Here is a 12,429-nt window from a genome sequence, read left to right as displayed (position 1 = left end):
GACCTAACGGCCTGAAATGGCTAGAGATCTGCTGTTCCCTGCCTGTTCACCCCTCCACCGGCCATGAGAATCACCCCTGCTCTCACGGCGCTCCTTGTAGCGTTCGCGGGGCCGCTTGCGGCCCAAGTCATCAACATCGATTTCGATAAGGACGAGACGTCCCCGGTCTATCTGGGTCTCGCCGCGGCACCCGATCCCTCGGGCAATGCGGCGATTTGGAATAGTTTGTATGGCAGTGGCACGGGCACGATTTCCAAGTCCAGCCTGGTCGATTCGTCCGGCCAGTCGACGGGCGTTGGGATCAGCCTGGGGATCAATGGCGGCTACCTGAGCGTACCCGGTCAGCAGGAGAATGGCGGCGCGGGCCTGGGATATCAGGACCTGATGTCGGACTACGTTTACCTGGCAGCGACCACCAATACGCAGGTGCTGTCCAAGAACGGCTCGATCACCGGGCTGAATCCGCTGAAGACCTACGACATCTACCTGTATGCCCAGGGTGACAATTTCCTCGGCGAATACTCCGATGGCCAAAACGCCCTGATCACCATCAATGGTGTGTCGAAGCAAACCTCGTGGGACGGCGTGATCGGCGGTGACGGGCTGCTGGTCGAAGGGATCGAGTACGTGAGATTCACGGCGCTGCCGAATGCCTCCGGACAAATCAATTTCAGCTACGCCAATGTGGTGACCGGCGTGAATGCCACGAGCGATCTCGATGGCCTGAACTCACGCTTCGCGGTGATCAACGGGATCCAGATCGTGGACCTCGCGGCGGTGCCAGAGCCTTCCGGTGCGCTGCTGGCGGCCGTTGGCCTGCTGGCGATGTCGCGCCGCCGGAGGAGGTGATGCTTACTTCGCCGGCTCCTTGTCCTTCGGACGGAAGTAGCGGTGGATCTTGTTCTCGGTATCGCGATCGATGATCTGGGCGCCGGCCAGGTCAGACGCGAGATTGCGAGCAGCGGCGATGTCGGTGTCGGTGGGGGTGGCGTTCTTGTTGTCGAAGGGACGCAATTCGAAATTGGGGACCACCTTCTCAAGGCCGGGCGAGATGGACGGATCGATCACGCAGATGATGGCGGTGCGGATCGGTGTGCTCGGCAGCTCACCCAGCCGGAGGCCGGCGACTTGCTCAGGGCCGAGCAGGTCAAGCTGGCCGGCGTATTGATAGGCGCGGGTCAGGGTTTCTCGGGCCAGCTTCTCGCGGGTCGGGTAGTCATCGAACTCGTTCCCGGCCAAGGTCTTGCCCTTGTCCTTCTTTTCGAAGACGCGGTTGAAGACCTCGGTCGAGTCCATGTCCAGGTGCTTCGCATCGTCCAAGAGGGCAATGCAGCGGAGGTAGGTGGTGCGGGCGTCCTTTTCGGTGAGGGCGCGGTAGAAGGATGCTTCTGAAACCAAGCCGCGCATGTCGGAGATGATCCCGTCCTTGAGCTTCTCGCGCTTGTGATACCGCGAGAAGAAAACGAAGGTCATGAGGGCGAGCACGCCGTACAGCGCCCACTTCAGGATGGCGGCAACGCGCGGGTCCATCAGGTCCAGATCGATTTGGGTTTCTTCGCTTCCGCGGGCTCAGGCGGCGGAGCTTCGAAGGTCCGCTTCTCGCGGCAATGGAACAGCGCTTCCTCGCGAGTGATGTAGCCGCTGTCGAGAAGTCCGCCGATCGATTGGTCGATGGTGCGGTTGCCGTCCTTGAAGCCGATTTCCATCAGGCCGACGAGCTGCTCGAGCTTCCGTTCCCGGATGCAGGCGCGGATGCCGTGGCTGGCACGCAGCACTTCCGAGGCGAGGACGCGGCCCTGGCCATCGGCGCGCTGGATCAGGCGCTGGGAGACGATCGCCTCCAACGTCCCGGCGAGCTGGGTGACGACCTGTGACTGCTGGTCCGGTGGGAAGACATCGACGAGGCGGTCGATCGATTGCGGCGCATCGACGGTGTGCAGCGTGGCCAGCACGAGGTGACCGGTTTCGGCCGCGGTCAGGGCGATGCGGATGGTTTCGAGATCCCGAAGCTCCGAGACCACGATCACGTCCGGGTCTTGGCGCAGGGCCTGGCGGAGCGCGATCGGGAAGCCGCGCGTGTCACTGCCGACTTCGCGCTGCTTGATGAGGCAGCTTGCGTGGGAAAACACGAATTCAATGGGATCCTCGATCGTCACGATGACGCCGGAGCGGTTCTCGGAGATCCGGCGGACCATCGCGGCGAGCGTGGTGGATTTCCCCGAGCCGGTGATGCCGGTGACAAGCACCAGTCCGCGGCGCAGCGTGCAGACGTCGTGGACCACGGCGTGGTGACCGAGTTCGCCGAGTTCCGGGATGTGCTGGGGGATATGGCGGAAGGCTGCCTCGTGGGCACCGCGAGCGATGTGGACATTGCCACGGAACCGGCCGACGCCTTCAAGATGGATGGCATAGTCGAGTTCGAGATTCTCCTCGAGCTGCGCGCGCTGTGCTTCCGACAGGGAGTCGAGGATCAGCCGGCGGGTGGTGTCGGGATCGAGGAGGAACTCCTCCAGCGGGACGAGATTTCCCCCGACCCGGGCGGCGGGCGGAGCCCATGCCGAGAGGTGGAGATCGGAACCGCCGAGCTCGACGGCTTGGCGGAGATAATCGGTGATTTCGCGGACCTGGCTCACGGGGAATAGGCGTTCTGTTGAAATTAGGAGATCCCGCGCATGGCGCGATCAAAATCCTGCGGGCGGTCGGTGGCCGAGCGGGCCACCGCGGGATCGATGATGCCCTGCTGGGTGGCGGCGAGCAGGTAGCGCAGGAAAGAGCAGCCGGAGGACTCGTCGCACTTGTTGAGGTGGTCCTTGAGGTCGTTGTAGTTGCTCTCGGCGAGGAACTTGCGGGTGATGGCCTCGTTCTGGAAGTACTCCAGCACCGCGACCACGCCGCCATTGATGCGAGGCAGCAGCTGCTGGGCGATCGCGCCGACAAGCTGGTGCGAGAGCAGGCTGGAGGCACCGGTGTAGGCGGAGTCGCTCATGATGCGGTTGAGCCGTTCCATGGCGACCGGCACGCCGGCGACGCCGGAGCCGTGGAGGGTGGAAATCACCAGGTGACCGGTTTCGGCGGCGCGCAGGGCAGCGAAGGCTGATTCGGCATCACGGATTTCGCCGAAGAGGATGATGTCCGGGTTCTGGCGCAGGGCGGCGCGCAGCGCGACGTGGAAGTTTTCCGTGTCACGCTTCACCTCGCGCTGGGAGAACCACGCACGATCGTTTTCGAAGAGATACTCGATCGGGTCCTCGATCGTCACGACGTGGCGAGGCTGGTGGCGGTTCACCCATTCAAGGCAGGCCGCGATGGTGGTGGACTTGCCCGAGCCGGTGGGTCCGCTGACGATGATGAGGCCGGAACGCTTCTCCATCCATGAGGCGAGCAGGTGCCCGGGAAGGCCGAGTTCCTCAAAGGACGGGATGACTTTCTTGATCGGTCGCATGACCACGCCGAGGCGGCCGAGCGTGCGGTAGCCATTCACGCGAAGACGGCCGACGTCTTCGACCTCGAAGCTGGAGTCGCCGTCGTTGTCGGTCTCGGGATTAAGTCCGCAGGATTTCCAGATGTCAGCGACATCCTCGACGGTGATGGGGCCACCGTGGGCAATGATGACTTCTCCATCACCGCGCACCCGGGGCCGCTCTCCCTCGATCAAAAAGACGTCGCTGGCACCGCCGGTGAAGGCGTTCTGGATCAAGGCACGGATCTCGGGACTCATAGGACGACACTAACAGGACTCCGGCGGGGGAGGGGAAGATGGAAATCGCGATATCTCGTCAAACCCCGGTGCCGGTGAAAGTTGTCACCGTCCGGTCACTTCATGAGATAGCCGGTGGTGTCCGGCGTGAAGATCGCGGGGTCGACCTTCGCGTTGATCTTGGAGTTGGAGAAGACGGTGCGAATCCGCGATTTGTCATCCAGTTCCAGGTCGAGGGCGCGCAGTTCCTGGGTGCGGGTGTCGATGTCCAGGAACATCCACGAGACGTGCTTGCGCATCGACTTGTCCTTCGGACGCACGGTGAGCTGATAGATTGTGCCGGTCATGCGGGACTCGACCAGCTCGAAGGTCTCCTGAAAGCCGGCGAGGTCGCGGAAGGCTTCCTCGGAGAGGAGGGTGAATTGACGCGCTTCCGGTGAATCCCTGTCCACCTTCATGCCGCGCTTTTTCGCGACATCCAGCAGGGTCATGGTGGTGCCATCGGAAACGGCGAGCGTTTTGACGGGATCGCCGAGTTCCCAGCAGAGCTTGCCCGGGCGCACCATGCGCATGCGGCCCGGGGTGGCGACCGGCTTCTTCAGTGAAGGCAGCTTGCGCTCCTGCACGAACTCGGTGTCGAGGCTTTGCAGGTTCTTCTGCTTGCCGATCCAAGTCTCGAGTGGCTTGAGATCGAGGTCCGCCCGGGCGAGGGAAACGAGGGAAAGCAGGATGAGGAGTGCGCGCATGGAAAAGGGGTCCGTGGATGAAGCTGCCGGTGATCAGTCTCAGTCCTTCTTCGCGGTGTAGTCGAAGACGAAGGCCTTTTCGAGCAGTGGCTTGAGCTTCGCGCCGAACTCCTTGTGAGCGGGATTGGGCAGATAGGCTTCGAGGGCTGCCTTGTCCTTGAAGGTGACGAAGAAGCAGTGGGTGAAGCCGTCGTTGAGCTTCTCCACGCTCTCGCTGGTGCCCCACTCGTAGCCGGTGATCGTGGGGATCTTCTTCGGCAGCTCGGCGAAGGCTTTTTCGATCTCCTTGATCTGCTCGGGGGTGGCCTCGGGCTTGAACTTGAAGAAGACGACGTGACGGAACTCGTTTTCGGCGACAGCGGCGGTGGCAAGGGCGGCGGACATGGCGGCGGTGAGAAGGGCTTTGGTCATGGCCCATGCTTCGGTGGCGGGAGGGGGGTGTCAAATCCGGGCTGGGGGTTCCTTGTGGAGTGATTGAGGCAATGGATGTGCAGCGGTATTTGTAATGCTGTTGTATTTTTATTGCGTTTGTAAATTGTTTGGATCAATCACGATGCCGTTGCTGATCCACACGATGCCCATGAAAAGTTTCCCGCCGCTCGCGCTCGCTTCCGTCGCCTTCTCCCTTCCGGCCTTTTCGCAATCGTCCGACCTGATGCCCACCCCGCTCGATGAGATGGTGGTGAGCGCGGCGCCGGACGAGCGTTCGCTCTTTGACCTGATGCAGCCGGCCTCGGTGCTGAAGGGGCAGGACTTATTGCTCAACCAGCAACCGACGCTGGGTGAAACGCTGAGCCGCGAGCCGGGGGTGAGCTCCACGTATTTCGGACCGGGCGCGAGTCGGCCGATCATCCGTGGCCTGGGGGACGACCGGGTGCGCATTCTCCAGAATGGCACGTCGATCCTGGATGTTTCGAATGTCAGCCCCGATCACGCGGTGGCTTCCGATCCGCTGAGCATGCAATCGGTGGAGGTGGTGCGCGGGCCTGCGACTTTGTTGTATGGGCCGAATACCTTGGGCGGCGTGGTAAATATGATCGACGGGCGGATCCCGACGGAGCGCTTCGCCGGCCGGTGGCCTTCGGGCTATTTCAGCAGCGCGTTTGGCTCGGCGGATGATTCGGAGGCTTACTCGGGTGCGCTGGAGTTTGGGAAGGGACCGCTGGTGTTTCACCTCGATGGCTTCAGCCGTGAGACGGAGGACCTGGCGATCCCGGGCTTCGCACGATCCGAGCGGCTGCGTGCGACCTCGCCGCTGGCCCCCGGTGAAATCGAGCCCTACGGCATCCTGCCTAACAGCGCGACCGAGTCGCGCGGTGCGGGGCTGGGTGCCTCCTACATCTGGGACAAGGGTTATTTTGGTCTCTCTTACTCGGGCGTTGATTCGCTCTATGGCACGGTGGCCGAGCCGGACGTGACGATCGATCTCCGCCAGCGGCGCTGGGATTTCCGCGGGGCATTCCATGAGCCTGTGGCGTGGTTGAAGGAGGTGGAATACAAGTTCGCCTATACGGACTACACGCACACTGAATTCGAAGGGGCGGAGCCGGGCACTGAATTCCGGACGGAAGGTTACAACGGCCGCGTGGAATTCCAGCATGCTCCGCTCGGTCTCTTGGAGGGGGCGTTCGGTGTCGAGACCCGGCATGACGATTTCTCGGCGCTGGGCGAGGAAGCCTTCTTGCCGCCGGTGGAGAATGATGTGAACTCGCTGTTCTTCTTTGAGGAGCTGCCGTTCGACAAGCTGCGCTTCCAATTCGGCGCGCGCGGGGATTTCCAGCAAAACCAAACCGACCCCAATCCTCTATTTGGTCCGGGGATCGAGAAGAACTTCGATGCCTTTAGTACTTCCGCCGGCATCATCTACAATCCGGCACCGGACTACGCGGTGGCGCTGTCACTGGCTTACACGCAACGCCCGCCCACTTATGTGGAACTCTTCGCCAACGGCCCGCACGTTGCGACGGGGTCCTTTGAGATTGGAGATCCAACCCTCGAAACAGAGGATGCGTTCTCGGTCGATCTGTCCGTGAAGAAGAAGGCAGGTCGCGTCACAGGGAGTGCGGGGCTTTTCTATTACCGCTTCAACGACTACATCAATCTCGCGCCCACCGGTGGCACGGTGACGCTGCCCGATGGGGACGCCTTTCCGGTATTCGCCTACGATGCGGTGGCGGCGGATTTCCGCGGCGGCGAGATCGAGACGACTTTCCATTTGTTAGAGCCGGTCGAAGCGGCAGCTGACGCCAAATCGCCTGCAACCGGGAGCAAGCAGCGCCTGGATCTGACACTGCGTGCCGACTACACGCGCGCGGAGAATCGCGATACCAACGAGCCGTTGCCACGCATTCCTCCGTTCCGGACGCTGGCCTCGCTCGACTATGAATGCGGTGGGTGGTCTGCCCGGCTCGAGGGTCAATTCGCTGCCCATCAGGACCGGCATGATCAGAACGAACTGCCCACGGATTCCTATTTCCTGGTGAATGCGGCGCTCGGCTACACGCTGGCAATGGGCGATACGACGACGACCTTCTATCTCAAGGGCGTGAACCTCACCGACGAGGAGGCGCGGCAAAGTACGTCCGTTCTCAAGGATATCGCTCCGATGGCTGGGCGGGGCGTCGTTGCAGGGGTGAGGACGGAATTCTAACCGGAGGCCGTCACATCGATTGGCTTGCCCTGTCATGATCGGCCACTCATGTTGAAGACATGGAATTCATGCCCCCCGCCATGCCGGCCCAGCCGAAGACATCCGGCCTCGCGATCGCAAGTGTCATCTGCGGCCCGCTCGGCTTTCTCACCGCAGGTCTCAGCGGCATTGCCGCGGTCATCACCGGGCACATGGCGCTGGCGGCGATCAAGCGTTCCGGCGGCTACATCAAGGGATCGGGAATGGCGATTACCGGTCTGGTCTTCGGCTACATCACGCTCCTCATCCTGCCGATCGCGATTCTCTCGGGTCTTGCAGCGCCGGTGATCTTGAAACAGCGGAAGGCTGCAGACCGGGTGGAAGCGATCAACAATGTGAAGCAGCTCCATCTCGCGCTGATCGATTTCGACAACGACTATGGGACGTTTCCTTCTGACAAGCTGGCCAAGGAGGAGCCCAAGTTCGCCGGTCTAACGGGTCCGAGAGTGCTGGAGCAACTGGAGGCGGCAGGTAGTGTGAAAGACCTGAATCGCTTGCTGGCGGTGAGAGGAGGACCCGGTGCGAAGTGGTATTATTTTCCCGGGCTGAGCACCGCGGATGAGGTTCCAAGCCGTCCCGTGCTTGTTTTCCCGGACGTTGGTGACAAGGCCGTGATCCTTAGCATCGACGGGGCGGCGTCGTCCGTTTCCCCTTCATCGTTGTCGAAGATGGACCTAACCGGTGCCGTGGAGATCCCGGCACCGAAGAAGAAGCGCTGACCTGACGCTCCAAACCGGCCCCGCAATTCCCATCGCAGCTTCGGGAAAGCGAGCGATGATGCGTGGCCATGGATCGTCCGCAAACGCATAGCAAGCTGATCGGCTACCTGCTCTGGATCTTCGGCTTCACCGGTGCCCACCGCTTTTACTTCGGCCGGCCGATTTCCGGCGCGATTTGGTTCTTCACGCTTGGCTTGTGCGGCATCGGTTGGCTGATCGACCTGTTCCTGATTCCCGGCATGGAGCGGGATGCGGCGCGGCGATATGCGACCGGTCCCATCGACTACTCGGTGGCGTGGCTGCTCCAGACCTTCCTCGGTCCATTGGGCATCCATCGCCTCTACATGGGAAAGATCTGGACCGGCCTCCTGTGGATGATCAGCGGCGGGCTATTCCTGCTGGGCTATCTTTACGACTACTGCACGCTCAATGGCCAGATCGACGAGTTGAACTCGCGCGGCTGACGATCATTCCTCGTCCCAGACCATGTACTTCAGCTTGAGCTCCTTCGCCCGGCCTTCGGCGATCTTGGCTCCGGGGCTGGCGAGCTTCGAGTGTTGCACCGCGATGGCGATGGCGGCATCCCAGCGCTGGGCCCTCTCTAGCAGACTCAGGGCCTTGACGCCGCAGCGATCGACCCAACGCCAGTCGGCGGGTGCCTGGCGGCTGGCGGATTGAAGCACGGAGAAGTAAACATCGAGCGCTTCGGCTTCCCGCTTCTTGGTGGGTTGCTTCGGATCGGGCAATTCCTCCAGCACGCGGCCGCGCTGGTATTCGATCTCCGGGCGGTCGCGTGAATCGGGGGGCAACTCGGCGAGGAGGGTTTCGTAAATCTTCAGCGCTTGGGCCAAGGGAACCGGGTCGGTGACGGCGCTATTGAAAAGCGCGTCGCCGAGTTCCAGGCCGACCCGCAGGCGCAAGGGGTGGGCCTTCTTCATTTGCTGGAACCAGGGCAGCAGCTCCTTCGCGGCATCGGCGGGACCGAGCGAGCGGGCTTTCATCAAACGGGCCGCATCGGCGAGGTCGCCATTGCGGGTGATCACCTTGTCGAAGAGACCGAGGCTTTCCTTCTTTGCTTCCGGCGTGGCGACCAGTGCGGAGGCGCGGGCGGCGAGGAGCAGGGCAACTTCCGCCTGGGGGCAATCCGGTGCTTCGGCTGCCAGCTTCGCGAGTTCGAGCCGGGCGTCGTTGTAGTCGCCGCTCTCGTAGTGGGCGTTGCCGAGTTCGAAGCGGAACTCATTGCGGCGGGTATCGCTGGGGAAGCTGGTGAGGAATCCCTGTGCGATCTCGACGGCATTCGCCCAGCGCTTTTCGCGACCGGCGACGTAGATGCGCGCCAGTGCGAGCGAAGCGGGAGGTAGCTCACCGGCCTGCTTGGGAGAAAGGCTATCGAGCTGGGCGGTGGCGAAGACGGGATCGGGCGGTGTGCTTTCCAGCGCGGCAAGTGCGGCGGCCAGACGAGCTTCGGCCAAGCGGGGATAGTCCGGGTGATCGAGGATGAAGCGGTCGAGCGTGGGCAGCGCGGTCGAGTCGCGTTGGGCAGCGAGGAAAAGCGCGCGCTCGAATTCCAGTTCCGTTTTTGCCGCCCCCTGCAAGGCGGGATCGGCGGCGAGCTTTTGGAAAGCCGGCACATCGCCCGCTGCCAGCCGTGCGATCGCCTCGTTCAAGGTGGCCCCGCGGCGCGTGTCACCATCGAGCAAGCCGGCGGCTTTTTCCGATTCACTGGCAGCGAGGGCATAGTCGCCCGCAGCGAAAGCACTGGCAGCGGCAGAGATCGAGGCTTCCGCGCGCAACGCTGGCGCACTGTTGCTGCCATCAAGCGCGGCCAATGCGGCAGCGGCCTGCTCATTCCGACCGTCGGCGAGGTCCCAACGGGCACCTTCCAGTAGCGCACGCTCTGCGAGCGGGTGCTTCGGGTAGTCCATCCGCAGCCGGATGAGGAGCCTCCGTGCCAGGTCCTTCGAAGCGGGCGAACCTTCACGGCGCAGGCCGACTGCGCGATAATAAAGCGCTTGGGTGGCCAGTTCGTTATCCTCCGGAGGAGCGGCAGGGTACACTCCGCCGCCGCCGGAGCCAGCGGACATCAGGGCCGGTGTGCGGTTCACCAGCGGCAGACACCATTCTCGGAGCCGCGTCAGGATCACATCGTCGTCAGTGGGCGTCGCCGGAAGGCAATCGAGGAGAGCGGGGAAGGCGAGTCCGACCCGCGGGGAGTCGCGCTCTTCCTCGATGAAGGCGATCAGGCCATCCGTCGCGGCCTCGCGGTTGCCGCCGGCGAGTTGTGCGCGGGCCAAGCCGACTGCGGCTTCGTGACGATAGGCTTTGGCGGCGGGGTCGTCCTTGGCCTTGGCCAAGAGTGCGGAGAAGATGCCTTCAGCGGCTTTGTGCTCGCCCTTTTCCAGCTGCGCCTGGGCTCGCAGGAGTTCGGCACGGGCGCCTTGCCGCGGCGTCATTTTCGCGTTCACCGGCGGGATGGCGGTGAGGGCGTCCTCAGCGCGGTCTTGAGAGAGCAGGATGTCGGCGCTTTCAAGCCGGGCGCGCAAGTAGGTGGCTGGGTCTTTATCCTTGGTCAGGATGGCCAATGCTTCGAGCGCTGCGGTGGAATTGCCGAGGGCTTGTAGTAGCGCTGCCCGGGTGAAGAGAGCTTCGCGAAAATTCGGGGCGGTGGGGGCGATGGCGGGGCCATCGAGTTCGGCGAGCGCTTCTTGCAAGCGTCCGGAGGCGGCGAGCGCCTGGCCCTTCCAGAAGGGCAACTCGGCATGGCCGGCGAGTGCCGGGTCTTCCAAGATCTTGAGCGCCGCCGCGGCCTCGCCAGCGCGGATGTGGGTCTCGGCCAGGCGCAGCAGGATGGTTTGGCGACCGGGGGCGTCGAGGTCGGGCGTGGCCAACGCGGTTTCGAAACGGGCGGTTGCCACTTCCCACAGGCGGGCCGACAGCGCGTCGAGGCCCTCCTTGAAAGCCGGAATGGCCGCCGGTTTCGGGGCCGCAGACAGCATCGTCGCCAGGGGCAGGACGAGCAGGGTGCGGCGGAGCATGGCGGGACCGTAGCGTGCAGCGAAACCGATGACCAGCGGTGAGTCGCCTCAGCGGCCGCTGGCAGCTTCAAGTGAGCTATCCCGGCTTTCCGCCAGGAGCTTGCGTAGATCTGCCGCGCCGATGCCCAGCATACCAGCGGCTTCCTTCAGGTCGCCCGCATGGCGTTCCAGCGCACGCGCGGCGAGTTCCGAAGCCACCCACTGAACGGAGTTCTCTCCGATGGGCACGGCATCGAGCAGGCGGTCGAGTGCCTGTTTCAGCGGCCCTCTTTCCTGGCCCGGAGCCGCCGCCAACGGAATGTCCGCCGGAAGCAGGACGGTCGAGGAAGCGAGCGCGCAGGCGCGTGCGATGGTGTTTTCCAGTTCGCGGACATTGCCCGGCCAGCGGTGCACCTGAAGCGCGGCGATGGCTTCCGCCGAGAGGCGGATGCGTGCCATGCCATTCTTGCGCGTGATGCGCTGGAGGAAGAACTCGGCGAGCAGCGGGATATCCTCCGCCCGCTCGCGCAGCGGGGGCAGGCGGACTTCCACCACATTGAGGCGATAGTAGAGGTCCTCACGGAAACGTCCGGCGGCGACCTCGGCGGAGAGCACCTTGTTGGTCGCGGCCACGATGCGGACATCGGCGCTCAGCGTTTCATTCGAGCCGACCCGGGAGAACGTGCCGTCTTGCAGGACGCGCAGCATTTTCACCTGCACCGACAGCGGCATGTCGCCGATTTCATCCAGGAAAAGCGTGCCGCCGTCGGCTTGCTCGAAGCGGCCTGCGCGGCGCGCGATGGCGCCGGTGAAGGAGCCCTTCTCGTGACCGAAGAGTTCGCTTTCCAGAAGGTTTTCCGGAATGGCGCCGCAGTTGATGGCGATGAGTTCCTGCTGGCGGCGCGGCGAGTATTCATGGATCGCCTTGGCGACCAATTCCTTGCCGGTGCCGCTTTCGCCGGTGACCAGAACAGGTGCATCCGAGCGGGCGACGCGACCGACGATCTTGAAAACATCCTGCAGGGCGCGGGAGACGCCGATAATCTTCACGCGGCCATCGAGCGCCGGCATGTCAGCGGCGGGCTGCTCGGCCGAGCGGCGGTCCTCGACGATCTGCAGCGCGCTTTCCACCACCGGACGCAGCTCGAAGGGGAGGGACTCCTTGCGCATCACATCGTGTGCGCCGCGCTGGGTCGCCTCGATGACCTGGCCGGTGCTCGGGAAGCCGGTGGTCAGCACGACCAAGGTATTCGGCGAGACCTGGCGGATGCGGGAAAGCAGCTCGAGGCCATCGTAGGGCTGGAGCTGGATATCGGAGACCACCACGTCCACCACGGTCTTTTCGACGACCTTTACTGCATTGTCCGCGTGGTCGCAGCGCAGGATGCGCAGGCCTTTCGCGGTCAAATGCTTGGTGGCCCACTCCAAAAAGTCGTGGTCCTGATCTACTAAAAGAATCGTTTGTTCCGTTGACGCTTCGGCCATGCGCTGCACGGCAGAGTGTGGGCGATTGTGTGGGAGCGCAAGCGGCGGGTGAGTCACGGACCACGCCGCGGGCAAAAAG

11 protein-coding genes are annotated in these 12,429 nt (G+C 63.3%); 4 read left to right on the top strand and 7 right to left on the bottom strand.

What is annotated here, in order from left to right:
- Window positions 1–63: 63 nt before the first annotated feature.
- Entirely contained in the window at window positions 64–849 is a 786-nt protein-coding gene (locus WKV53_RS03230; protein ID WP_341402910.1) for a hypothetical protein, read from the top strand.
- Between the two features lie 3 nt (window positions 850–852).
- Here the strand turns inward: WKV53_RS03230 and WKV53_RS03225 are convergent, their stop codons facing one another.
- From WKV53_RS03225 to WKV53_RS03205, 5 genes are all read right to left on the bottom strand, one after another.
- Window positions 853–1,530 carry a hypothetical protein gene (locus tag WKV53_RS03225; RefSeq protein WP_341402909.1) on the bottom strand — a complete coding sequence of 226 codons (678 nt, stop codon included), beginning with the start codon at window positions 1,528–1,530 and terminating at the stop codon, window positions 853–855.
- A complete protein-coding gene (locus WKV53_RS03220) occupies window positions 1,530–2,633 on the bottom strand; it encodes a type IV pilus twitching motility protein PilT (protein ID WP_341402908.1) in 1,104 nt (367 codons plus the stop codon). Before WKV53_RS03220 ends, WKV53_RS03225 begins: the two co-directional genes overlap by 1 nt.
- Window positions 2,634–2,656: 23 nt before the next feature.
- A complete protein-coding gene (locus WKV53_RS03215) occupies window positions 2,657–3,718 on the bottom strand; it encodes a type IV pilus twitching motility protein PilT (RefSeq protein WP_341402906.1) in 1,062 nt (353 codons plus the stop codon).
- A gap of 95 nt (window positions 3,719–3,813) precedes the next feature.
- Window positions 3,814–4,443, bottom strand: a complete 630-nt coding sequence (locus WKV53_RS03210; protein WP_341402905.1) for an outer membrane lipoprotein carrier protein LolA — start codon at window positions 4,441–4,443, stop codon at window positions 3,814–3,816.
- A 39-nt stretch (window positions 4,444–4,482) separates the two neighbouring features.
- Window positions 4,483–4,854 (bottom strand): Dabb family protein, encoded by a 372-nt coding sequence (locus WKV53_RS03205; protein WP_341402904.1) that lies wholly within the window; start codon window positions 4,852–4,854, stop codon window positions 4,483–4,485.
- 169 nt (window positions 4,855–5,023) lie between these two features.
- On the opposite strand from WKV53_RS03205, the gene WKV53_RS03200 reads away from it, so the two are divergent.
- From WKV53_RS03200 to WKV53_RS03190, 3 genes are all read left to right on the top strand, one after another.
- Window positions 5,024–7,093, top strand: coding sequence for a TonB-dependent receptor (locus tag WKV53_RS03200; RefSeq protein ID WP_341402903.1), 2,070 nt, complete (start codon window positions 5,024–5,026; stop codon window positions 7,091–7,093).
- A gap of 59 nt (window positions 7,094–7,152) precedes the next feature.
- Window positions 7,153–7,851 carry a DUF4190 domain-containing protein gene (locus WKV53_RS03195; RefSeq protein WP_341402902.1) on the top strand — a complete coding sequence of 233 codons (699 nt, stop codon included), beginning with the start codon at window positions 7,153–7,155 and terminating at the stop codon, window positions 7,849–7,851.
- 68 nt (window positions 7,852–7,919) lie between these two features.
- Window positions 7,920–8,315: a TM2 domain-containing protein gene (locus tag WKV53_RS03190; protein WP_341402901.1), complete on the top strand. Its 396-nt coding sequence runs from the start codon at window positions 7,920–7,922 to the stop codon at window positions 8,313–8,315.
- 3 nt (window positions 8,316–8,318) lie between these two features.
- Here the strand turns inward: WKV53_RS03190 and WKV53_RS03185 are convergent, their stop codons facing one another.
- Window positions 8,319–10,886, bottom strand: a complete 2,568-nt coding sequence (locus WKV53_RS03185) for a hypothetical protein (protein ID WP_341402900.1) — start codon at window positions 10,884–10,886, stop codon at window positions 8,319–8,321.
- A 48-nt stretch (window positions 10,887–10,934) separates the two neighbouring features.
- Entirely contained in the window at window positions 10,935–12,350 is a 1,416-nt protein-coding gene (locus WKV53_RS03180) for a sigma-54-dependent transcriptional regulator (protein ID WP_341402899.1), read from the bottom strand.
- Window positions 12,351–12,429: the final 79 nt, after the last annotated feature.

The sequence above is a fragment of the Luteolibacter sp. Y139 genome (assembly GCF_038066715.1).
GTDB classification, from domain to species: Bacteria; Verrucomicrobiota; Verrucomicrobiia; order Verrucomicrobiales; family Akkermansiaceae; genus Haloferula; species Haloferula soli.
The sequence above is the reverse complement of the archived record's forward strand: the minus strand, read 5'-3'. Positions and strand labels throughout refer to the sequence as shown.

Bases quoted from the DNA above. Each gene is read 5' to 3' on its own strand.
- WKV53_RS03210 (WP_341402905.1), bottom strand. From the start codon at position 4,443: ATGCGCGCACTCCTCATCCTGCTTTCCCTCGTTTCCCTCGCCCGGGCG.
- WKV53_RS03205 (WP_341402904.1), bottom strand. From the start codon at position 4,854: ATGACCAAAGCCCTTCTCACCGCCGCCATGTCCGCCGCCCTTGCCACC.
- WKV53_RS03195 (WP_341402902.1), top strand. From the start codon at position 7,153: ATGGAATTCATGCCCCCCGCCATGCCGGCCCAGCCGAAGACATCCGGC.
- WKV53_RS03215 (WP_341402906.1), bottom strand. From the start codon at position 3,718: ATGAGTCCCGAGATCCGTGCCTTGATCCAGAACGCCTTCACCGGCGGT.
- WKV53_RS03230 (WP_341402910.1), top strand. From the start codon at position 64: ATGAGAATCACCCCTGCTCTCACGGCGCTCCTTGTAGCGTTCGCGGGG.
- WKV53_RS03225 (WP_341402909.1), bottom strand. From the start codon at position 1,530: ATGGACCCGCGCGTTGCCGCCATCCTGAAGTGGGCGCTGTACGGCGTG.
- WKV53_RS03200 (WP_341402903.1), top strand. From the start codon at position 5,024: ATGAAAAGTTTCCCGCCGCTCGCGCTCGCTTCCGTCGCCTTCTCCCTT.
- WKV53_RS03185 (WP_341402900.1), bottom strand. From the start codon at position 10,886: ATGCTCCGCCGCACCCTGCTCGTCCTGCCCCTGGCGACGATGCTGTCT.
- WKV53_RS03180 (WP_341402899.1), bottom strand. From the start codon at position 12,350: ATGGCCGAAGCGTCAACGGAACAAACGATTCTTTTAGTAGATCAGGAC.
- WKV53_RS03190 (WP_341402901.1), top strand. From the start codon at position 7,920: ATGGATCGTCCGCAAACGCATAGCAAGCTGATCGGCTACCTGCTCTGG.